The organism is Saccharothrix sp. (genome assembly GCF_031180885.1).
Taxonomy (GTDB): Bacteria; Actinomycetota; Actinomycetes; order Mycobacteriales; family Pseudonocardiaceae; genus Actinosynnema.
In genome coordinates, this window is sequence record NZ_JAPSLK010000028.1 from 42,680 (window position 1) to 62,973 (window position 20,294).

22 protein-coding genes are annotated in these 20,294 nt (G+C 71.9%); 20 read left to right on the forward strand and 2 right to left on the reverse strand.

Features of this window, described 5'->3' with window-relative positions; genetic code table 11:
* Window positions 1-20 precede the first annotated feature (20 nt).
* The 8 genes from RIN75_RS26880 (at window position 21) to RIN75_RS26915 (ending at window position 7,081) form a co-directional block, all read left to right on the forward strand.
* Entirely contained in the window at window positions 21-584 is a 564-nt protein-coding gene (locus RIN75_RS26880) for an A24 family peptidase (RefSeq protein WP_309114813.1), read from the forward strand.
* A gap of 84 nt (window positions 585-668) precedes the next feature.
* On the forward strand, window positions 669-1,868 hold the full coding sequence (gene aroC, locus RIN75_RS26885; protein WP_309114814.1) for a chorismate synthase: 1,200 nt from the start codon (window positions 669-671) through the stop codon (window positions 1,866-1,868).
* Window positions 1,865-2,374, forward strand: a complete 510-nt coding sequence (locus RIN75_RS26890; protein WP_309114815.1) for a shikimate kinase — start codon at window positions 1,865-1,867, stop codon at window positions 2,372-2,374. Before aroC ends, RIN75_RS26890 begins: the two co-directional genes overlap by 4 nt.
* Before the next feature lie 10 nt (window positions 2,375-2,384).
* On the forward strand, window positions 2,385-3,488 hold the full coding sequence (locus RIN75_RS26895) for a DNA glycosylase AlkZ-like family protein (RefSeq protein ID WP_309114816.1): 1,104 nt from the start codon (window positions 2,385-2,387) through the stop codon (window positions 3,486-3,488).
* A gap of 19 nt (window positions 3,489-3,507) precedes the next feature.
* Window positions 3,508-4,614: a 3-dehydroquinate synthase gene (gene aroB, locus RIN75_RS26900; RefSeq protein ID WP_309114817.1), complete on the forward strand. Its 1,107-nt coding sequence runs from the start codon at window positions 3,508-3,510 to the stop codon at window positions 4,612-4,614.
* Window positions 4,611-5,054 (forward strand): type II 3-dehydroquinate dehydratase, encoded by a 444-nt coding sequence (aroQ, locus tag RIN75_RS26905; RefSeq protein ID WP_309114818.1) that lies wholly within the window; start codon window positions 4,611-4,613, stop codon window positions 5,052-5,054. Before aroB ends, aroQ begins: the two co-directional genes overlap by 4 nt.
* On the forward strand, window positions 5,051-5,491 hold the full coding sequence (locus RIN75_RS26910; protein WP_309114819.1) for a VOC family protein: 441 nt from the start codon (window positions 5,051-5,053) through the stop codon (window positions 5,489-5,491). Before aroQ ends, RIN75_RS26910 begins: the two co-directional genes overlap by 4 nt.
* A gap of 90 nt (window positions 5,492-5,581) precedes the next feature.
* A complete protein-coding gene (locus RIN75_RS26915; RefSeq protein WP_309114820.1) occupies window positions 5,582-7,081 on the forward strand; it encodes a beta-xylosidase in 1,500 nt (499 codons plus the stop codon).
* A gap of 34 nt (window positions 7,082-7,115) precedes the next feature.
* Here the strand turns inward: RIN75_RS26915 and RIN75_RS26920 are convergent, their stop codons facing one another.
* Window positions 7,116-7,526, reverse strand: coding sequence for a B-4DMT family transporter (locus RIN75_RS26920; protein WP_309114821.1), 411 nt, complete (start codon window positions 7,524-7,526; stop codon window positions 7,116-7,118).
* 52 nt (window positions 7,527-7,578) lie between these two features.
* Between RIN75_RS26920 and RIN75_RS26925 the strand changes: the two genes are divergently transcribed.
* Genes RIN75_RS26925 through nusB form a run of 3 tightly spaced genes read left to right on the forward strand, consistent with a single transcriptional unit; the run spans window position 7,579 to window position 9,682 of the window.
* Window positions 7,579-8,664, forward strand: a complete 1,086-nt coding sequence (locus tag RIN75_RS26925) for a Xaa-Pro peptidase family protein (RefSeq protein ID WP_309114822.1) — start codon at window positions 7,579-7,581, stop codon at window positions 8,662-8,664.
* 33 nt (window positions 8,665-8,697) lie between these two features.
* The gene (gene efp / locus RIN75_RS26930) at window positions 8,698-9,261 is read left to right on the forward strand and encodes an elongation factor P (protein ID WP_309114823.1); all 564 of its coding nucleotides are present in this window, start codon (window positions 8,698-8,700) and stop codon (window positions 9,259-9,261) included.
* A gap of 1 nt (window position 9,262) precedes the next feature.
* Window positions 9,263-9,682, forward strand: coding sequence for a transcription antitermination factor NusB (nusB, locus tag RIN75_RS26935; protein ID WP_309114824.1), 420 nt, complete (start codon window positions 9,263-9,265; stop codon window positions 9,680-9,682).
* A gap of 145 nt (window positions 9,683-9,827) precedes the next feature.
* Here the strand turns inward: nusB and RIN75_RS26940 are convergent, their stop codons facing one another.
* Window positions 9,828-10,316 carry a transcriptional regulator gene (locus RIN75_RS26940; RefSeq protein WP_015103676.1) on the reverse strand — a complete coding sequence of 163 codons (489 nt, stop codon included), beginning with the start codon at window positions 10,314-10,316 and terminating at the stop codon, window positions 9,828-9,830.
* A 258-nt stretch (window positions 10,317-10,574) separates the two neighbouring features.
* Between RIN75_RS26940 and pyrR the strand changes: the two genes are divergently transcribed.
* The 9 genes from pyrR (at window position 10,575) to gmk (ending at window position 20,292) form a co-directional block, all read left to right on the forward strand.
* Complete coding sequence (gene pyrR / locus RIN75_RS26945; protein WP_309114825.1) at window positions 10,575-11,147, forward strand: bifunctional pyr operon transcriptional regulator/uracil phosphoribosyltransferase PyrR; 573 nt, start codon at window positions 10,575-10,577, stop codon at window positions 11,145-11,147.
* A complete protein-coding gene (locus RIN75_RS26950; protein ID WP_309114826.1) occupies window positions 11,144-12,076 on the forward strand; it encodes an aspartate carbamoyltransferase catalytic subunit in 933 nt (310 codons plus the stop codon). The genes pyrR and RIN75_RS26950 overlap by 4 nt, the downstream gene beginning before the upstream one ends.
* Complete coding sequence (locus RIN75_RS26955; RefSeq protein ID WP_309114827.1) at window positions 12,073-13,356, forward strand: dihydroorotase; 1,284 nt, start codon at window positions 12,073-12,075, stop codon at window positions 13,354-13,356. The genes RIN75_RS26950 and RIN75_RS26955 overlap by 4 nt, the downstream gene beginning before the upstream one ends.
* Window positions 13,353-13,835, forward strand: coding sequence for a transporter (locus RIN75_RS26960; protein ID WP_309114828.1), 483 nt, complete (start codon window positions 13,353-13,355; stop codon window positions 13,833-13,835). The genes RIN75_RS26955 and RIN75_RS26960 overlap by 4 nt, the downstream gene beginning before the upstream one ends.
* Window positions 13,832-14,959: a glutamine-hydrolyzing carbamoyl-phosphate synthase small subunit gene (gene carA, locus RIN75_RS26965; RefSeq protein ID WP_309114829.1), complete on the forward strand. Its 1,128-nt coding sequence runs from the start codon at window positions 13,832-13,834 to the stop codon at window positions 14,957-14,959. The genes RIN75_RS26960 and carA overlap by 4 nt, the downstream gene beginning before the upstream one ends.
* 1 nt (window position 14,960) lies before the next feature.
* A complete protein-coding gene (gene carB, locus RIN75_RS26970) occupies window positions 14,961-18,260 on the forward strand; it encodes a carbamoyl-phosphate synthase large subunit (protein ID WP_309114830.1) in 3,300 nt (1,099 codons plus the stop codon).
* Complete coding sequence (gene pyrF / locus RIN75_RS26975) at window positions 18,257-19,075, forward strand: orotidine-5'-phosphate decarboxylase (protein ID WP_309114831.1); 819 nt, start codon at window positions 18,257-18,259, stop codon at window positions 19,073-19,075. Before carB ends, pyrF begins: the two co-directional genes overlap by 4 nt.
* A gap of 303 nt (window positions 19,076-19,378) precedes the next feature.
* Window positions 19,379-19,696, forward strand: a complete 318-nt coding sequence (gene mihF / locus RIN75_RS26980) for an integration host factor, actinobacterial type (protein WP_033427832.1) — start codon at window positions 19,379-19,381, stop codon at window positions 19,694-19,696.
* Window positions 19,693-20,292 carry a guanylate kinase gene (gmk, locus tag RIN75_RS26985; RefSeq protein ID WP_309114832.1) on the forward strand — a complete coding sequence of 200 codons (600 nt, stop codon included), beginning with the start codon at window positions 19,693-19,695 and terminating at the stop codon, window positions 20,290-20,292. Before mihF ends, gmk begins: the two co-directional genes overlap by 4 nt.
* Window positions 20,293-20,294: the final 2 nt, after the last annotated feature.

Genomic DNA, 20,294 nt, shown 5'->3' on the forward strand with positions numbered 1-20,294 from the left:
CCAGTGGACACGCTGGGTCCATGGTCATCTACTCGCTGTCAGGCTTTCTGGTCGGAGCCTTCGGGGCTCGTCTGCTGCGCTCGCTCCCGCGCGGTGCGTCCGTCCACTGGGCGTGGTGCGCGCTGCCCACAGCCGGCCTGTGGGCGCTGTCCGCCGGAGTTCCTCCCCGGTGGCTGCCGGTGCCGTTCTTGGTCGCCTGGCTCGGCGTGCTGTTGTCCGTCGTGGACTTCCGGCACCGACGCCTCCCCGATTTCCTCACCCTGCCCGCGTACCCGCTGGTGGGCGGCGTGCTGGCGGTGTGCGGGGCGGACCTCGCGCGGGCTCTGGGCGGCGGCTTGGCGTACTTCGGGCTGCACTTGGCGGTGCACAAGCTGTCACCGGCCTCCATGGGTGGGGGAGACGTCAAGCTGGCCGGGTCGCTGGGCGCGGTGCTGGGTTCGGTGTCGTGGGTTGCGCTGCCCGTGGCTGCGGTCCTCGCGAGCGTCATCACACTGACGATCGCGCTGTGGCGACCCAGGGACGGGCCGCCGCACGGTCCCGGGTTGGTCGGTGCGACGTGGCTGGTGTCACTGGCCGGCGGGTAGTGGCGGCGCACACCGGACAGGTTCGGGTGCGACGTCGGTAACCAGGGCTCTCGGTGCTGTTAACGCTGTGAAAGGATTCGCGGCGTGCTGCGCTGGATCACCGCTGGGGAGTCCCACGGACCGGCCCTGGTAGCCGTGCTGGAAGGCATGGTCGCCGGGGTGGAGGTCACCACTGCCGACCTGTCCGCCCAACTGGAGCGCCGACGCCTCGGGTTCGGCCGGAGCCCCCGCATGGGGTTCGAGGCCGACGAGGTCGAGATTCTCGGCGGCGTCCGCCACGGGCTCACCCAGGGCGGGCCGATCGCGGTCCGGATCGGCAACACCGAGTGGCCCAAGTGGCAGAAGGTGATGTCCGCCGACCCGGTCGACCCGAGCGAGCTGAAGCCGACCGGCCGCAACGAGGCCCTCACGCGGCCCCGGCCCGGCCACGCCGACCTGCCCGGCATGCAGAAGTTCGGGTTCGACGAGGCCCGGCCGGTGCTGGAGCGGGCGAGTGCCCGCGAGACCGCCGCCCGTACCGCGCTGGGCACGGTGGCGCGGCACTTCCTCAAGCAGGTGTTCGACGTCGACGTCATCAGCCACGTGGTGTCGATCGGCAAGGCCAAGACGCCCGAGGACGCTCCGGTGCCGGGTCCGGGCGACCTCGACGCGGTCGACGCGAGCCCGGTGCGGGCGTTCGACCCGCGCGGCACCGAGGCGATGGTGGCCGAGGTCGAGGCGGTGAAGGACGCCGGCGACACGGTCGGCGGCGTGATCGAGGTGATCGCGTACGGCCTGCCGCCGGGCCTGGGGTCCCACGTGCACTGGGACCGCCGGCTCGACGCGCGGCTCGCGGGCGCGCTGATGGGCGTGCAGGCGATGAAGGGCGTGGAGATCGGCGACGGCTTCACCACCGCCGAGCGGTGGGGCAGCCAGGCGCACGACGAGATCGACCGGGGCACCGGTCCCAAGGGCGTGACGCGCCGCTCGAACCGGGCGGGCGGGCTGGAGGGAGGGATCACCAACGGCGAGCCGCTGCGCGTGCGCGTCGCCATGAAGCCGATCTCGACCGTCCCCCGTGCACTGTCCACTGTGGACGTCCGCACCGGCGAGCCGGCGGTGGCGATCCACCAGCGGTCGGACGTGTGCGCCGTGCCGCGGGCCGGTGTGGTGCTGGAGTCCGTGGTGGCGCTGGTGCTGGCTGAGGCGGCGCTGGAGAAGTTCGGCGGCGACTCGATCGCGGAGACCAAGCGGAACGTGGCGTCCTACCTGGAGGCCCTGGAGGCCCGCTGGGAGGGGCTGTGAGCCCGCGCTACGTCGTCCTCGGCCCGCCCGGCGCGGGCAAGACGACCGTGGGGCAGTTGCTCGCGGCCCGGCTCGGGGTGGCCTTCCGGGACACCGACGAGGACGTGGTCGCCACCGCCGGCAAACCCATCGCCGACATCTTCACCACCGACGGCGAACCCGCGTTCCGGGCGCTGGAGGAGGAGGCGGTCGCGAAGGGCCTGGCCGAGCACGACGGCGTGCTGGCGCTGGGCGGCGGCGCGGTGCTGTCCGCCGCGACCCGCGCGCGGCTGGCGGCGCACACCGTGGTGTTCCTCAACGTCGGCATGGCCGAGGGCGTGCGGCGGACGGGCCTGTCCACCGCGCGGCCCCTGCTGGCCGGCGTGAACCCGCGCGCCACCTTCAAGGCGCTGCTGGACGCCCGGCTCCCGCTGTACCGGGAGGTCGCCACCATCGAGGTGGGCACCGACCAGTTGGAGCCGGAGCAGGTGGTCGACGCCGTCCTGGCGAAGGCGGAACGGACCTGACCCGGTGGACGTGACCGCCGCTCGTGTCCTCGCGCACCGCGCCGCGGTGCAGGGGCTGCACGACGGCGACCTGGGCGTGCTCGCACTCGGCGTGGTCGACAGCCCGCCGAACACGGGTGCCGCCGCCCTGGCGGTGCGCGCCCACCACAGGCTCGACCGGTTCCCGGGTGGCGTGCGGGAACCGGCGGAGTTGTGGGGCGACGAGGAGTTGGTGCGCGTGCTGAGCCTGCGCGGCGCGCCGCACCTGCACCGGGCGGCCGACGTTCCGGGGTTGCGGCGGCTGCTGCGCCCGCGCACGCCGAAGCAGTTGCAGGCGTGGTGCGGCGGGATGCCCGCGCCGGAACTGTCCGATGTGGATCTCGTGGTGGAGTTGATGCGCCGCGAGTTCCCCGGCGAGACGGCCACGAAGGGCGGGTTGTCGGGCGCGATCAGCCCGTTGCTGCCCAAGCGCGCCACGCCGTACTGCCCGTCGTGCAAGGTGGAGCACGTCATCGAGGGGCTGTTCCGGCTGGGGACGCTGCTGGCGGGCATCGAGCTGGAACCGCGCGGCGCGAAGCTGGTCTTCCGCGCACCCGGGCCGAACGAGGAGGGCGAGTCTCCCCTGCTCCGGGACTACGTCCGGTACGTGGGTCCGTTCACCAAACCCGACGTGGAGAAGTGGCTCGGAGCGGGGCCGCGGACCGACTGGCCCGACCTGCGGCCGGTGACGGTCGAGGGCAAGAAGCTGCTGACCCTCGCCGACACCGCCACCGACACCGCCGCCCCCGCCGCCCCCGCTGCGGCCGACTTCTTCGCCGCCGACGCGCCTGAACCGCCGGCCGGGTTGCTGCTGTTCCCGCGTGATCCCTACCTGCTGGGGCCGCGGTGGCTGGTCGCCGAGCCGGACGTGGCCAAGCGGGTGTGGCGGCCGGTGGGCAGTCCCGGGGCCGTGGTGGTCAAGGGGCGTGTCGCGGGGGCGTGGCGGTACGAGTTCAGCGGCAGGACGATGATCTTCCGCGTCGAAGGGTGGTCCCGTGTCAAAGGGGCCGTCCGGAAGGCGTTGCGGGAACAGGCCGACGTGCTCGCCGGGGTGTGGGGCGCGAACGTGCTGGAAGCGACCGTGGTCGAATGGTGACCCGACAAGAGGAGTGGTGATGGGCGAGCCGGTGCGCATCCGCGTGGCCGCGGAGCGGCCGTACGACGTGCTGGTGGGTCGCGGCCTGCTCGGCGACCTGGTGGAGGGCCTGCGCGGCACGGCCAAAGCGGCGATCGTCCACACGCCGACGCTCGCCGAGACCGCCGAGGCGGTCCGCGCGGAGCTGGCGGAGGCGGGCGTCGACGCCCACCGGGTCGAGGTGCCCGACGCCGAGGACGGCAAGGACCTGCGCGTCGCGGGCTACTGCTGGAACGTGTTCGGCCAGATCGGCCTGGGCCGCACCGACGCGGTCATCGGCCTCGGCGGCGGCGCGGTGACCGACCTCGCCGGGTTCGTCGCCTCCACGTGGATGCGCGGCGTGAAGCTGGTCAACGTCCCGACCACCCTGCTGGGCATGGTGGACGCGGCCATCGGCGGCAAGACCGGCATCAACACCGACGCGGGCAAGAACCTCGTCGGCACGTTCTACGAGCCGCACGCCGTGTTCGTCGACCTGGCCACCCTGGAGACCCTGCCGCGCAACGAGCTGGTCGCGGGCATGGCCGAGGTCGTCAAGGGCGGGTTCATCGCCGACCCGGTCATCCTCGACCTCATCGAGGCCGACCCGGAGAAGGCGCTCGACCCGACCGGGGACGTCATCGAGGAACTGGTCCGGCGCAAGATCCAGGTCAAGGCGGACGTGGTGTCCACCGACCTGCGCGAGTCCGACCTGCGGGAGATCCTCAACTACGGCCACACCCTCGGCCACGCCATCGAGCGCCGCGAGCGCTACCGGTGGCGGCACGGCGCGGCCATCAGCGTCGGCCTGGTGTTCGCCGCCGAACTGGCCCGCCTCGCCGGTCGCCTGGACGACGCGACCGCCGACCGGCACCGCACCGTCCTCACCGCGCTGGGCCTGCCCACCAAGTACGACCCGGACGCCCTGCCGCAGCTCATGGAGGGCATGCGGTCGGACAAGAAGAACCGGTCCGGCGTGCTGAGGTTCGTGGTCCTCGACGGCCTGGCCAAGCCCGGTCGCCTGGAGGGCCCGGACCCGTCGCTGATCGCCGCCGCGTACTCCGCGGTCGCCGACGAGCCGAAGACCGGCGGGAGCGTGCTGCTGTGAAGGTCCTCGTGCTCAACGGCCCGAACCTGGGCCGCCTCGGCACCCGCGAACCCGACGTCTACGGCCGGACCACGTACGCCGACCTGGTCCGGCTGTGCGAGGACACCGGCCGCGAGCTGGGCGTCGAGGTCGAGGTGCGGCAGACCGACTTCGAGGGCGAGATGCTCGGCTGGCTCCACCGGGCCGCCGACGACGCGACCCCGGTCGTGCTCAACCCGGCCGCGTGGACGCACTACTCGGTCGCCGTGCGGGACGCGTGCTCGCAGCTCACCGCGCCGCTGGTGGAGGTGCACATCTCGAACGTCCACAAGCGCGAGGAGTTCCGGCGGCACAGCTACATCTCGGCGGTGGCGGAGGGCGTGATCGCGGGCCTGGGCGTGCAGGGCTACGCGCTCGCGATCCGCTGGCTGGCCGCCAAACTCGGACCGAGCCAGGCGTGACGGGCGGGGCTGCGGCCGACGGCGGGGCTGCGGCGGGCGGGCGCGTGACCCACGGGGCGCTGCACCACGTCGAACTCTGGGTGCCTGACCTGGGGCGCGCGGAGGCGAGCATCGGCTGGCTGCTGCGCGAGTTGGGCTGGAGCGAGTACCAGCGCTGGTCCGCCGGGGTTAGTTGGCGCCTTGGCCCCACCTACGTCGTGGTCGAGGAGTCGCCCGCCCTCGATCGGCACCACAGGCTCGGGACCGGGCTCAACCACCTCGCCTTCCACGTCGCGACCCGCGGCCGAGTGGACGAGCTGACCGAAGCGGCCCCGAAGCACGGATGGGCGTTGATGTTCGGGGACACGCACCCTCATGCGGGTGGTCCTGATCACTACGCCGCCTACCTGGAGAACACGGACGGTTTCGAGGTGGAGTTGGTCGCGTCCGAACGGTAGTCACCCGAGAGGGTGAGTGGATCTCTACACTGATGCGGAACCGGGGTCGCCGCACGTTGCTCCCCGTGATCAAAACCGGAAGTGGAGACCATGCCCGGCCCGACGAGGCTCCTCGGATGCGCCCTCGCCGTCGCGACCCTCACCGCCTGCGCCCCCGGTGTCGCGGACCCCGCGCCGCCCGCCGCGTCCCAGGCGACGACGACCACGACGAAGAAGCCCGCGCCGAGCAGACCCGCGCAGCCGGTCAAGCCCGTCACCACCGACCGCGGCCGGCAGAGCCCCGGCGTCATCGCCGCGGGTTTCGAGGCCCCGTACAACTACGCCCCCTCCGTGATGCTGGAGGGCGGCCGGTACCGGATGTGGTGGTGCAGCCAGGTCCGCCACGCCGAACCCGGCGGTGACGACGTCCTCTACGCCGACAGCGCCTCCCCGGACGGCGGGTTCGCCGGGCCCGACGGCAGCTCCGCGCTGGCCGTCCTGTCCGGCAGCACCCACGGCTGGGACGGCGTGCACACCTGCGACCCGTCCGTCCTCAAGGTCGGCGGCACCTACTACATGTACTACACGGGCGCGCCCGGCGACGTGCCGTTCGGCAGCCTGGTCGGCGTCGCCACCAGCCCGGACGGCATCAACTGGACCCGCGCGGCGGGCGGCAACCCGATCCTCGGCCCGGCCAACGACACCATCCGGGACAACCACTACGGCAGCGGCCAGCCGTCCGCGGTGTACGTGGACGGCTGGTTCTACCTGCTCTTCACCGACACCACCGCCAAGGCCGCCGGCTGGAACGGCGCGGGTCAGTTCGTGCTGCGCGCCAAGGACCCGACCTTCGGCAGCCAGGTCGAGGCGCTCGGCGCGGCCGGCTGGGAGAAGGTCGCCGACACCCGCAAGCCACGCACCCGGTCCGTGGTGGACGCGTTCAGCGCCGACTGGATGTACGTGGACGCGCTGCGGGCCTTCCTGATCGCCCACTCGACCGACGCGGGCACCACGCTGACCTTCTGGAACCACGACTTCGCCACCCAGCCGTTCCCGCCGCTCCACATCCCCGGCCCGTGGAAGGAAGGCCCCGGCCTGGTCCGGACGCCGGAGGGCCACGCGCCGATCTCCGCCGAGGACCCCTGCGGGCGGATGTCCGTGGACGTCATGCGCGCCACCGTCACCGGCGCGGCGGGCGCGCCCACCGACATCGGCCACTTCGGCCTGGACCTGGTCAACATCCCGGGCTGCCGCACCAAGGCGCAGGCGTCGGTGCTCAACGGGTTCGCGGTGCCGTCCCCGGAGAACACCATCGACCTGGTCGTGGACGGCAAGGTGGTCCGGGTGGAACGCCGATCGGTGACCGACCGCCTGGCCACCCGCGTTCTCGCCCAGCGCCCGGACATCGTGGACGAGCTGCCCGTGGTGGCCCGCATCCCGGCCGGCGTGAAGGCGGTGCGCGCGCCCAACGGCCAGACCGGACTGCTGGTGGACGGCAAGCTGTGGCGGGTGGGGCCGGAGGAGGTGGCGAAGCTGAACTCGTCGCCGGTCACACCGGTCACCCAGCAGCAGTGGGACGCCTTCGACCACGCGGGCGCCCTGAACCGCTAGCGGGCGCCTCGAACCGCTAACGGGATCGGAACCGCTAGCGGGAACGGGACCCGTCGGGCTGTGGCAAGGCGTTGCCGAGCGCCAGCCCGATGCCGGCCGACGCCATGACCAGCAACGCCGTGAACGCCGCGCCACCGGTCAGCGCCGCACCCAGCGACTCCAAACCCGTCTGGTCGACCACCAGCGACTTGCCGGCCACCCCGGCCACCCCGGCGACCGGCCCGGCCACCAGCGCCGCGAAGAACCAGACCATGCCCGGCCCCTCCAGCTGCCGCCACGCGTCCAGCGCGCCCCACAGCACGCCCGCCACGAGCACCAGACCCAGCGCGATGTAGCGCAGCGACGACGAGGCCCCGGGGCTGTGCACGGCCACCGCGTCCGTGCCGACCTGCACCCCGCCGTGCAGCAATCCCATCCAGAGCCCTCGGGGCAGCCACCTGCGCATGGGCCCACCCTAGGCCACTGTGAACCCACGCCGATGCCTCTAGGCTGCGGGTATGCCGCACGCGACACGCCGCGCCGCCCTGCGCGCCACGCTCCGGGACCGGGAGCTGGACGCCCTGCTGGTGACCAACCTGCTCAACATCCGCTACCTCACCGGGTTCACCGGGTCCAACGCCGCGCTCCTGGTGTCCGCCGAGTCGGACGCCGCCAGCGTGTTCTGCACCGACGGCCGCTACCTCACCCAGGCCGAGCGCCAGGTGCCGGACCTGGAGCGGGTCATCGACCGGCCCTGCGACCTCGCGCTGGCCCAGCGCGCGCACAAGGACGGCAACCGGCGCGCGGGTTTCGAGAGCAACCACGTCACCGTCGAGGGCCTGGACGCGCTGGGCGAGGCCGCCGAGGACGTCGAGCTGGTCCGCGCGCCCGGCCTGGTCGAGCAGTTGCGGCTGGTCAAGGACGACGCGGAGGTCGAGGCGCTGCGCATGGCGTGCGCCGCCGCCGACCGGGCGCTGGCGAGCCTCATCGAGCACGGCGGCCTGCGCGCGGGCCGCACCGAGCGGGAGATCGCGCGCGAGCTGGAGAGCCGGATGCTCGACCACGGCGCGGCCGGCCCCAGCTTCGAGTCGATCGTGGCGACCGGCGCGAACTCCGCCGTCCCGCACCACCGGCCCACCGACGCGGTCGTGCACGCGGGCGACTTCGTGAAGCTGGACTTCGGCGCGCTGGTCGACGGCTACCACTCCGACATGACCCGCACCCTGGTCGTCGGCCCGGCCGCGGACTGGCAGCGGGAGCTGTACGAGCTGGTCGCGACCTCGCAGGCGGCCGGGCGGCACGCGCTCGTGCCGGGCGCGGCGGTGTCGGACGTGGACCGGGCGGCGCGCGAGGTGATCGAGCAGGCGGGCTACGGGGAGCAGTTCCTGCACGGTCTGGGGCACGGCGTGGGCCTGCAGATCCACGAGGCTCCGGCGCTGTCGAAGGCGGGTGACGGTACACTTCTGCCCGGTATGACGGTCACCGTCGAACCCGGTGTGTACCTGGCCGGGAGGGGCGGAGTCCGCATCGAGGACACGCTCGTGGTGCGCGAAGGCGGCCCCGAACTCCTCACCCTGACCACGAAAGAGCTAGTGGTCGTCTGACGCCCGAACACACGTAACAGGAGAAGCCCACCCGTGGCCACGACCAACGACCTCAAGAACGGCCTGGTGCTGAACCTCGACGGCCAGCTGTGGACCGTCACCGCGTTCCAGCACGTCAAGCCGGGCAAGGGCGGCGCCTTCGTGCGCACCACGTTGAAGCACGTCCTGTCCGGCAAGGTCGTGGACAAGACCTTCAACGCGGGCACCAAGGTCGACACGGCCACCGTGGACAAGCGGAACATGACCTACCTGTACAAGGAGGGTTCCGACTTCATCTTCATGGACGGCGAGACCTACGACCAGATCCCGGTCCCGGCCGAGACCGTGGGCGACGCCGCCAACTACATGCTGGAGAACCAGGAGGCGATGGTCGCCACCCACGAGGGCGTCCCGCTGTTCGTGGAGCTGCCGACCAGCGTCGAGCTGGTCATCCAGCACACCGACCCGGGCCTGCAGGGCGACCGCAGCACCGGCGGCACCAAGCCCGCCACCCTGGAGACCGGCGCGGAGATCCAGGTCCCGCTGTTCGTGACGACCGGCGAGAAGATCAAGGTCGACACCCGCGACGGCCGCTACCTCGGCCGGGTCAACAACTGACATGGGCGCTCGGAGCAAGGCCCGCAAGCGCGCGGTCGACGTCCTGTACGAGGCCGACCTGCGGGCCATGGACCCGGTGACCCTGCTCGCGGAGCGGGTGGGCTCCCCGGACGTCCCGCCGATCAACGACTACACGGTGGGCCTGGTCGAGGGCGTCACCGCGCACCGGGCCCGGATCGACGACCTGATCTCCGAGCACTCGGAGGGCTGGACGCTGCAGCGCATGCCCGGGGTGGACCGGGCGGTGCTGCGGGTCGGCCTGTACGAGCTGCTGTGGGCGGCGGACGTGCCGGACGCGGTGGCCATCGACGAGGCGGTCGAGCTGGCCAAGCAGCTGTCGACCGACGACTCGCCCCGGTTCGTCAACGGCGTGCTGGGCCGGATCGCGGTCATCGCGGACCAGCTCCGAGCGGTGCTCTAGACGCGCGTCACGCGACCCCCGGCTGCTTGCGGCGGCCGGGGGTTTTCGTGTGCCCGAGCGTGGTGCGGCGGATGCCCTGCTGTCGGAGCGCACGTCCGCCGGCCGCCCTCCACGTGAGCGGCCGGGTCCGTCCCTCGTGGGTCGTTCAGTCTTCCTTGGCCGGTCGGGCCTCGGGAGGCAGCACGCCCCAGTCGATGAGCTGCTCGGTCAGCTCGCCCGGCGTCATGTCGTAGATGATCGCCAGGGAGCGCAGGTCCTCGGTGCGGATGGAGAGGACCTTGCCGTTGTAGTCGCCGCGCTGGCTCTGGATGGTGGCCGCGTACCGCGCGAGCGGGCCCACCTTCTCCGCCGGGAGCTGTTGCAGCCGTTCGAGGTTGATCACGATCTTCGTCGCGGGTTCGGCGCCCGAGGGCACGCGACCCTCGGGGAGCAGCTCCGCGACCGGGACACCGTAGAAGTCGGCCAGCTCCGCGAGCTTCTGCACGGTCACGGCTCGGTCTCCGCGCTCGTACGAGCCGACGACCACGGCCTTCCAGCGACCGCCGGACTTCTGCTCGACGCCGTGCAAAGACAAGCCCTGCTGCTGGCGGATCGCGCGGAGCTTTGCCCCCAGCGCCTTGGCGTAGTCGCCCATGTGGCGGTTCTCCGTTCATTCGCCCCGTCAGCCGGTAGGGGACTGCCGCGGGGAGGCTTAGATCAATACGCAGAGTAATGATTGCTCTCCGTGGTCACCAGGTCAAGCTGATCTCGCCGGCCCGGGTGGGCGAGACCACGTGGACCACCCGGTCGATTGACCCCCGGAGCCTGATACGGTGCTGGTCAACCCGGTCACAACCGGGTGTCCGACGTCCTTTAAGGACCCGTCCAGCGAGGCGGGGAAGGAGGTCCAACCGTGGCGCCACGTCAACGTGGCGCGACGGACCCGGCCGGGGAGCGCGAGCTTCTCTCGGCCGGCGACGTCGCGCGCACTGTCGCCCGAATGGCCCATCAGATCATCGAGAAGACGGCTCTCGATGCACCGAGCGCACCCGAAGTAGTCCTGATGGGGATTCCAAGTCGAGGTGCTCCGCTCGCCCGCCGCCTCGCGGCGAAGATCAAGGAATTCAGCTCGGTGGCGGTACCGACCGGCACCCTGGACGTCACCCTCTACCGGGACGACCTGCGCCGGGGCCCGACTCGTCCGTTGGAGGCCACCCGGCTGCCCGAGGGCGGCATCGACGACCGCCTCGTCGTCCTCGTGGACGACGTCCTGTTCTCCGGCCGCACGATCCGCGCCGCCCTGGACGCCCTGCGCGACCACGGCCGGCCCCGCGCCGTGCAGCTGGCGGTGCTGGTCGACCGGGGGCACCGCGAGCTGCCGATCCGCGCGGACTACGTGGGCAAGAACGTCCCCACCGCCCGGTCCGAGGAGGTCCACGTGCTGCTGGAGGAGTTCGACCAGCGGGACGGGGTGGTGCTGCGGTGAGGCACCTGCTGTCCACCGAGGGCATCGACCCGGCGGACGCCACCGCGATCCTCGACACGGCCGCGAACCTCAAGCAGTCGCTGGAGGGCCGTGAGGTGCGCAAACTGCCCACCCTGCGCGGCCGGACCGTGATCACGATGTTCTACGAGAACTCCACCCGGACCCGGGTGAGCTTCGAGATCGCGGGCAAGTGGATGAGCGCGGACGTGGTCAACGTGTCCTCGTCGGGCTCCAGCGTCAGCAAGGGCGAGTCGCTGCGGGACACCGCACTGACCCTGGCGGCGGCGGGCGCGGACTGCGTCATCGTGCGCCACCCGGCGTCCGGGGCGGCCCACCGGCTGGCCGACTGGCTCAAGCACACCGGCACGTCCGTGGTGAACGCCGGCGACGGGATGCACGAGCACCCGACCCAGGCCCTGCTGGACGCGGCCACGCTGCGCGAGCGGCTGGGTGACCTGCGTGACCGCCGGATCGCCATCGTCGGCGACGTCCTGCACAGCCGGGTAGCCCGCTCGAACGTCCACCTGCTCACCGCCCTGGGCGCGCACGTCACCCTGGTCGCCCCGCCGACGCTGCTGCCCAGCGGCGTGGAGCGCTGGCCGGTCACCGTCTCGCACGACCTGGACGCGGACCTGCCCAGCCAGGACGCGGTGATGCTGCTGCGCGTGCAGGCCGAGCGCATGCACGGCGGGTTCTTCCCGTCCGCCCGCGAGTACTCGATCGCCTACGGCCTCAACGAGCGCCGCCTGGCCCTGCTGCCCGACCACGCCGTCGTGCTGCACCCCGGTCCGATGCTGCGCGGGATGGAGATCGCCTCGTCGGTCGCCGACTCGCCGCGCGCGGCCATCACCGACCAGGTGCGCAACGGCGTCCACGTGCGCATGGCCGTCCTCTACCACCTGCTTGCCCACGAGGAGGAAACCGCGTGAACACCCTGATCATCAGGGGAGTACGGCCGTACGGCGAAGGCGATCCCGTGGACGTGCTCGTCCGCGACGGTGTCATCGCGGAGATCGGGGACGTCGAGGACGACGACGCCGAGGTCATCGACGGCGACGGCGCGGTCCTGCTCCCCGGCTTCGTCGACCTGCACACCCACCTGCGGGAACCGGGTCGCGAGGACACCGAGACCATCGAGACCGGGTCGCGCGCGGCGGCCCTGGGCGGCTACACGGCGGTCTTCGCCATGGCCAACACCGACCCGGTCGCGGACAACGCGGTCGTGGTCGAGCACGTGGCCCGCCGGGGCCGCGAGGTCGGTCTGGTGGACGTCCACCCGGTCGGCGCGGTCACCGTGGGCCTCAAGGGCGAGAAGCTCGCCGAGCTGGGCACCATGGCCAAGACCGGCGTCCGGGTGTTCTCCGACGACGGCCATTGCGTGCACGACCCGCTGATCATGCGCCGCGCGCTGGAGTACTCCAAGGCGCTGGACGTGGTGGTCGCGCAGCACGCCGAGGAGCCCCGGCTGACCGTCGGCGCGCAGGCCCACGAGGGCGAGCAGGCTTCGCGCCTGGGCCTGCAGGGCTGGCCGGCCGCCGCCGAGGAGGCCATCGTGGCCCGCGACTGCCTGCTGGCCAAGCAGGTCGACGCCCGGCTGCACGTCTGCCACGTGTCCACCTCCGGCACCGCGGACGTGCTGGCGTGGGCCAAGGCCCGGGGCACGAAGGTCTCCGCCGAGGTCACGCCGCACCACCTGCTGCTGACCGACGAGCGGCTGGAGACCTACGACCCGGTCAACAAGGTCAACCCGCCACTGCGGACCGGCGACGACGTCCAGGCGCTGCGCCGGGCGCTGGCCGAGGGCGTCATCGACTGCGTCGCCACCGACCACGCGCCGCACGCCGTGCAGGACAAGGACTGCGAGTGGTCCGCGGCCCGGCCGGGGATGCTCGGGCTCCAGACCGCGCTGTCGATCGTGGTGGAGACCATGGTCGAGACCGACCTGCTGGACTGGCGCGGCGTGGCGCGGGTGATGAGCGAGCGCCCCGCCGCCATCGCCGGGCTGCCCGACCAGGGCCGGCCGATCGAGGTCGGCGAGCCCGCGAACCTGGTCCTGGTCGACCCCGGAGCCCGGTGGACCGTGCGCGGCGCGGAGCTGGCCAGCATCTCGGCCAACACGCCGTTCGAGGGCATGGAGCTGCCCGCCCGGGTCGTGGCCACGGTGCTGCGCGGGCGCGTCACGGCGACCAGCGGAAGGATCCCCGCATGACCCGCGTGCTGCTGTCCCTGGCGATCCTGGCCGTGTTCCTGCTGTGCCTCTACGGCATGTGGCGCGGCTGGCAGAACCGCGCGAAGCGCCAGTCCGCGCTGCCCGCCTTCCCCCAGCCGCCCGCCGCCCCCGGCGCGGCGACGCTGGAGGCGACCGGCGTCTACGTGGGCACGACCATCGGCGAGAACTGGCAGGACCGGGTCGCCGTGGGCGACATCGGCCACCGCGCCGAGGCGACGTTGAAGCTGACCGACACCGGTGTGCTGGTCGAGCGCACCGGCGCGAGCCCGATGTGGATCCCGTTGGAGGACGTCCTGGACGCCCGCACCGCCCGCGGCCTCGCGGGCAAGGTGATGGGCCCGGACGGCCTGCTGGTGGTGCGCTGGCAGAACGCCGGCCACACCTTCGACACCGGGTTCCGCGGCGACGACAAGGACGTGTACGAGCAGTGGGTGCAGGCACTGGGAGGCCGAAAGTGACTTCTCCGGCAACGACAACCGCGGCGCTGGTCCTGGAGGACGGCCGCGTGTTCCGAGGCGAGTCCTACGGTGCGATCGGCGCGAGCCTCGGCGAGGTCGTCTTCTCCACCGGCATGACCGGGTACCAGGAGACGCTGACCGACCCGTCCTACCACCGCCAGATCGTGGTGCAGACCGCGCCGCAGATCGGCAACACCGGCTGGAACGACGAGGACGACGAGTCCAGCCGCATCTGGGTCGCCGGTTACGTGGTGCGCGACCCCGCGCGGGTGCCGTCGAACTGGCGCTCGAAGCGCAGCCTGGACGACGAGCTGGTCCGCCAGGGCGTCGTGGGCGTCGCGGGCATCGACACCCGGATGCTCACCCGCCACCTGCGCGAGCAGGGCGCGATGCGCGCGGGCGTGTTCTCCGGCGACGAGCTGGGCAGCGTCGAGGAGATGCTGGACCGGGTCCGCAACTCGCCGCAGATGAAGGGCGCGGACCTCGCGGGCGACGTGACCACGCCCAAGCCGTACGTGGTCGACGCGATCGGCGAGCGCCGGTTCCGGGTCGCCGCGCTGGACCTGGGCATCAAGTCCAACACCCCGCGGATGATGGCCGCGCGCGGCATCGAGGTGCACGTCCTGCCGCTGACGTCCACCGTGGACGACATCCTGTCGGTCAAGCCGGACGGCGTGTTCCTGTCCAACGGCCCCGGCGACCCCGCCACCCAGGCGCACGCCATCGAACTGACGCGCAACATGCTCGACCGCAAGGTGCCGCTGTTCGGCATCTGCTTCGGCAACCAGATCCTGGGCCGCGCGCTGGGCCGCGACACCTACAAGATGCGCTACGGGCACCGGGGCATCAACATCCCGGTCATCGACGTCGCGACCGGCAAGGTGGCCATCACCGCGCAGAACCACGGGTTCGCGCTGGAGGGCGAGCCGGGGGAGGAGTTCGTCTCCGACTTCGGCCGCGTCCAGCTCAGCCACTACTGCCCGAACGACGGCACGGTCGAGGGCGTGCGCGCCCTGGAGGTGCCCGCGTTCAGCGTGCAGTACCACCCGGAGGCGGCGGCCGGTCCGCACGACGCCGCTCCGCTGTTCGACGAGTTCGTGACGATGATGGGGCAGGGGCGCTGACATGCCGAAGAGGACCGATCTCAAGCACGTGCTCGTCATCGGCTCGGGTCCGATCGTCATCGGCCAGGCCTGCGAGTTCGACTACTCCGGCACCCAGGCGTGCCGCGTGCTGCGCGAGGAGGGCCTGCGGGTCAGCCTCGTCAACTCCAACCCCGCGACGATCATGACCGACCCGGAGTTCGCCGACGCCACCTACGTCGAGCCGATCACCCCGGAGTTCGTGGAGAAGGTCATCGCCGCCGAGCGCCCGGACGCCGTCCTGGCCACCCTGGGCGGCCAGACCGCGCTGAACACCGCCATCGCCCTGCACGAGCGGGGCGTGCTGGAGAAGTACGACGTCGAGCTGATCGGCGCGGACATCGACGCCATCCAGCGCGGCGAGGACCGGCAGATGTTCAAGGACATCGTGCGCAAGATCGGCGCCGACGTCCCGCGCAGCGCGGTGTGCAAGACCATGGAGGAGGTCCGCGAGACCGTCGCGGAGCTGGGCCTCCCGGTCGTCATCCGGCCGTCGTTCACCATGGGCGGCCTCGGCTCGGGCATGGCGCACACCCACGAGGAGCTGGAGCGGCTGGCCGCCACCGGCCTCGCGGAGTCCCCGGTCACCGAGGTGCTGATCGAGGAGAGCGTGCTCGGCTGGAAGGAGTACGAGCTGGAGCTGATGCGCGACCGCAACGACAACGTCGTGGTCGTGTGCTCCATCGAGAACATCGACCCGATGGGCGTGCACACCGGCGACTCGGTGACCGTCGCGCCCGCGATGACCCTGACCGACCGCGAGTTCCAGCAGATGCGCGACGTCGGCATCGCGGTCATCCGCGAGGTCGGCGTGGACACCGGCGGCTGCAACATCCAGTTCGCGTTCAACCCGGACAACGGCCGCATGGTCGTGATCGAGATGAACCCGCGGGTGTCGCGCTCCTCGGCGCTGGCGTCCAAGGCGACCGGTTTCCCGATCGCCAAGATCGCCGCGAAACTCGCCATCGGTTACACGCTCGACGAAATCCGCAACGACATCACCGGCGAGACGCCCGCGAGTTTCGAACCGACGCTCGACTATGTCGTGGTGAAGGTGCCGCGGTTCGCTTTCGAGAAGTTCCCCGGCGCGGACCGGACGCTCACCACGACGATGAAGTCAGTCGGCGAGGCGATGTCCATCGGCCGCAGCTTCATCGAGGCGCTCGGTAAAGCGTTGCGGTCCATGGAGACCAAGGCGGGCGGTTTCTGGACCACGCCCGACCCGGACGAGACGCTGGAGTCCACTCTGGACGCCCTCCGAAAGGGCCACGACGGACGCCTCTACACGCTGGAACGCGCGTTGCGCCTGGGCGCGACGATCGAGCAGGCGTACGAGGCGTCCAAGATCGACCCGTGGTTCATCGAGCAGGTCGCCTGGCTCGTCGAGCTGCGCCGGGAGATCGAGAACGCCCCCGTGCTGGGCGCCGACCTGCTGCGCAAGGCCAAGCGGGCGGGCCTGTCCGACCGGCAGATCGCCGCGCTGCGCGCCGAACTGGCCGGTGAGGACGGCGTGCGCAACCTGCGGCACCGCCTGGGCGTGCGGCCGGTGTTCAAGACCGTCGACACCTGCGCCGCCGAGTTCGCCGCGCGCACCCCGTACCACTACTCGGCCTACGAGCTGGACCCCGAGGCCGAGACCGAGGTGACCGAGCAGCGGGACAAGCCGAAGGTGCTGATCCTGGGCTCCGGCCCGAACCGCATCGGCCAGGGCATCGAGTTCGACTACTCGTGCGTGCACGCGGCCATGGCGCTGCGGGCCGCCGGGTACGAGACGGTGATGGTCAACTGCAACCCGGAGACCGTGTCCACCGACTACGACACCTCCGACCGCCTGTACTTCGAGCCGCTGACCTTCGAGGACGTGCTGGAGGTCGTGCACTCCGAGCAGCGCTCGGGCACCGTCGTGGGCGTCATCGTGCAGCTGGGCGGGCAGACCCCGCTGGGCCTGGCGCGGCGGCTGGAGGAGGCCGGTGTGCCGGTCGTGGGCACCCCGCCGCACGCCATCCACCTCGCCGAGGACCGGGGCGCGTTCGGCCAGGTGCTCACCGACGCGGGCCTGCCCGCGCCGAAGTACGGCACCGCCACCTCGTTCGCGCAGGCCAAGAAGATCGCCGACGAGATCGGCTACCCGGTGCTGGTCCGCCCGTCCTACGTGCTGGGCGGGCGCGGCATGGAGATCGTCTACGACGAGGAGTCGCTGAAGAGCTACATCGCCCGCGCCACCGAGGTCTCCCCGGAGCACCCGGTGCTGGTGGACCGGTTCCTCGACGACGCCATCGAGATCGACGTGGACGCGCTGTTCGACGGTGAGGACGTGTTCATCGGCGGCGTGATGGAGCACATCGAGGAGGCCGGCGTGCACTCCGGCGACTCGGCGTGCGCCCTGCCCCCGATCACCCTGGGCGAGACCGACATCGACAACGTCCGCCGGTCCACCCGGGCCATCGCGGAGGGCATCGGCGTGCGCGGCCTGCTCAACGTCCAGTACGCGCTCAAGGACGACGTCCTGTACGTGCTGGAGGCCAACCCGCGCGCGTCCCGCACGGTGCCGTTCGTGTCCAAGGCGACGGCGGTGCCGCTGGCCAAGGCCGCCGCCCGGATCATGCTCGGCGCGACCATCGCCGAGCTGCGCTCGGAGGGCCTGCTGCCGGCCACCGGGGACGGGGCCAAGCTGCCCCAGCACGCCCCGGTCGCGGTCAAGGAGGCCGTGCTGCCGTTCCACCGGTTCCGCACGCCCGAGGGCCACGGCGTGGACTCGCTGCTCGGACCGGAGATGAAGTCGACCGGCGAGGTCATGGGCATCGACGTGTCGTTCGGCACGGCCTTCGCCAAGTCCCAGACCGCCTCCTACGGCTCCCTGCCCACCTCGGGCCGGGTGTTCGTGTCGGTGGCCAACCGGGACAAGCGGGCCATGATCTTCCCGGTCAAGCGGCTGGCCGACCTGGGCTTCGAGGTGCTGGCCACCGAGGGCACGGCCGAGGTGCTGCGCCGCAACGGCATCCCGTGCACGGTGGTCCGCAAGCACTTCGAGGGCGAGAAGAACATCGTCGACGCCATCCTGGACGGCCACGTCGACATGATCATCAACACCCCGTACGGCAACAGCGGGCCCCGCGTGGACGGCTACGAGATCCGCACCGCGGCGGTCGCCAAGGACATCCCGTGCGTCACCACGATCCAGGGCGCGGCGGCGGCCGTGCACGGCATCGAGGCGGCCATCCGGGGCGACATCGGCGTCCGCCCGTTGCAGGCGCTCCAGGCGGCGCTGCGGGGTGAGGGATGACGTTCGCCCAGCGGCTGGCCAAGGCCGTCTCGCAGCACGGACCGCTCTGCGTGGGCATCGACCCGCACCCCGGCCTGCTGGACGCCTGGGGGCTGCCCCGGGACGTCCCGGGGCTGGAGCGGTTCGCGCTGACCTGCGTGGAGGCGTTCGGCGGCCACGTGGCCCTGGTGAAGCCGCAGGCGGCGTTCTTCGAGTCGTACGGCTCGAAAGGCGTGGCGGTGCTCGAACGCGTCCTGGCGGACCTCAGGGACGCCGGAACGGCCGTCCTGGTGGACGCCAAGCGCGGGGACATCGGGTCGACCATGGCCGCGTACGCGCAGGCGTACCTGTCCGACGGCTCGCCGCTGGCCGGTGACGCGGTCACCCTGTCGCCCTACCTCGGGTTCGGCTCCTTGGAGCCGGCGCTCGAAGCCGCACGGGCGAGCGGGCGCGGCGTGTTCGTGCTCGCCCGCACGTCCAACCCGGAAGGGGCCTCCGTGCAGTGCGCGGGGGTCCCCTCCGGGGGCTCCGTCGCGCAGTCGGTGGTGGACGAGGCGGCCCGCCGCAACGCGGGCGCGGAGCCGCTGGGCGACGTCGGCCTGGTCGTCGGCGCGACCCTCGACCGGCTCGACATCGACCTGTCTGACCTGCACGGATACGTCCTGGCGCCGGGCTTCGGCGCCCAGGGCGCGACCGTGGCGGACCTGCGCCGGCTGTTCGGCGACGACCTGCGCGGGGTGCTGCCGACCAGCTCCCGGGACGTCCTCAGGCACGGTCCGGACTCCGCATCCTTGCGGTCTGCGGCGCGGCGGGTGGGGGACGACCTCGGGATGTGATCACCATCAAATCGCGACACGCTTTGCGGTGTCCGCTCACCTGCGTAAACGTTGCCTGGTACGGTCCAGGCCACCGACGGGTCCATACCCCATCGAGCGCATACCACAGGGGTCGTGCGCAGGGCGTTACCGGTGGCGGTGGCGGAGGCGTCGGAGGGTGTTGGTACTACTACCACCCGCCGCGGCAACCAGGCGCTGGAAAAGTTTCACCTGACTGGGACCACCTTGCGCCCAGGCAATTGCGCTTGGAGTACGGTCGCGGCACCGATCCAGAATTGAAATTCCCACACCACGGAGGAAATCGTGGCCCTTCCCCAGCTTACCGAGGAGCAGCGGGCCGCAGCGCTGGAGAAGGCTGCTGCCGCTCGTCGCGCTCGGGCTGAGCTCAAGGAGCGCCTCAAGCGTGGCGGCACGACCCTGACGGACGTGCTGAAGGCCGCCGAGAGCGACGAGGTCCTTGGCAAGATGAAGGTGTCCGCGCTGCTCGAGGCCCTTCCGGGCGTCGGCAAGGTTCGCGCGCAGCAGATCATGGAGCGGCTTGAGATCGCTCCGAGCCGTCGGCTGCGCGGCCTCGGCGAGCGGCAGCGCAAGGCGCTGCTCACCGAGTTCAGCGGCGAGTGACTGATGGCACCGGGGCGGGGTCGGGCGTGCGCGCCCGGCCCCGCCTCACCGTCCTGAGCGGGCCGTCGGGCGTCGGCAAGTCCAGCGTGCTGGCCGAGCTGCGGCGCCTGGGGCCCGATGTGCACTTCAGCGTCTCGGTGACCACCCGGAAGCCGAGGCCGGGCGAGGTCGACGGCGTCCACTACCGCTTCGTGGACCGGGCCGAGTTCGACGAGATGGTCCAGAACGGCGAGCTGCTGGAGCACGCCGAGTTCGCGGGCAACTGCTACGGCACGCCCCGCGCGCCCGTCGTGGCCGCGCTGGCGTCCGGGCGACCGTCGCTGCTGGAGATCGAGCTCCAGGGCGCGCGCCAGGTCCGGGCGGCCATGCCGGAGGCCCAGCTGGTGATGCTCGCGCCCCCGTCCTGGGAGGACCTGGTGGGGCGGCTGACCGGCCGCGGCACCGAGGACCCCGCCGTGGTGGCGCGCCGGCTGGAGATCGCCCGCGAGGAGCTGGCGGCCGAACCGGAGTTCGACGAGGTCGTGGTGAACGACGACGTGAAGTCGGCCGCGACCCGCTTGCTACACTTGGTGGTCGGCCCAGCGCCCGACGCGTGATG

Excerpts from the sequence above, each read along its gene's own strand:
- aroB (WP_309114817.1), top strand. The coding sequence starts at position 3,508 with ATGGGCGAGCCGGTGCGCATCCGCGTGGCCGCGGAGCGGCCGTACGAC.
- pyrF (WP_309114831.1), top strand. The coding sequence starts at position 18,257 with ATGACGTTCGCCCAGCGGCTGGCCAAGGCCGTCTCGCAGCACGGACCG.
- nusB (WP_309114824.1), top strand. The coding sequence starts at position 9,263 with ATGGGCGCTCGGAGCAAGGCCCGCAAGCGCGCGGTCGACGTCCTGTAC.
- RIN75_RS26960 (WP_309114828.1), top strand. The coding sequence starts at position 13,353 with ATGACCCGCGTGCTGCTGTCCCTGGCGATCCTGGCCGTGTTCCTGCTG.
- RIN75_RS26880 (WP_309114813.1), top strand. The coding sequence starts at position 21 with ATGGTCATCTACTCGCTGTCAGGCTTTCTGGTCGGAGCCTTCGGGGCT.
- carB (WP_309114830.1), top strand. The coding sequence starts at position 14,961 with ATGCCGAAGAGGACCGATCTCAAGCACGTGCTCGTCATCGGCTCGGGT.
- RIN75_RS26940 (WP_015103676.1), bottom strand. The coding sequence starts at position 10,316 with ATGGGCGACTACGCCAAGGCGCTGGGGGCAAAGCTCCGCGCGATCCGC.
- RIN75_RS26925 (WP_309114822.1), top strand. The coding sequence starts at position 7,579 with ATGCCGCACGCGACACGCCGCGCCGCCCTGCGCGCCACGCTCCGGGAC.
- RIN75_RS26915 (WP_309114820.1), top strand. The coding sequence starts at position 5,582 with ATGCCCGGCCCGACGAGGCTCCTCGGATGCGCCCTCGCCGTCGCGACC.
- RIN75_RS26920 (WP_309114821.1), bottom strand. The coding sequence starts at position 7,526 with ATGCGCAGGTGGCTGCCCCGAGGGCTCTGGATGGGATTGCTGCACGGC.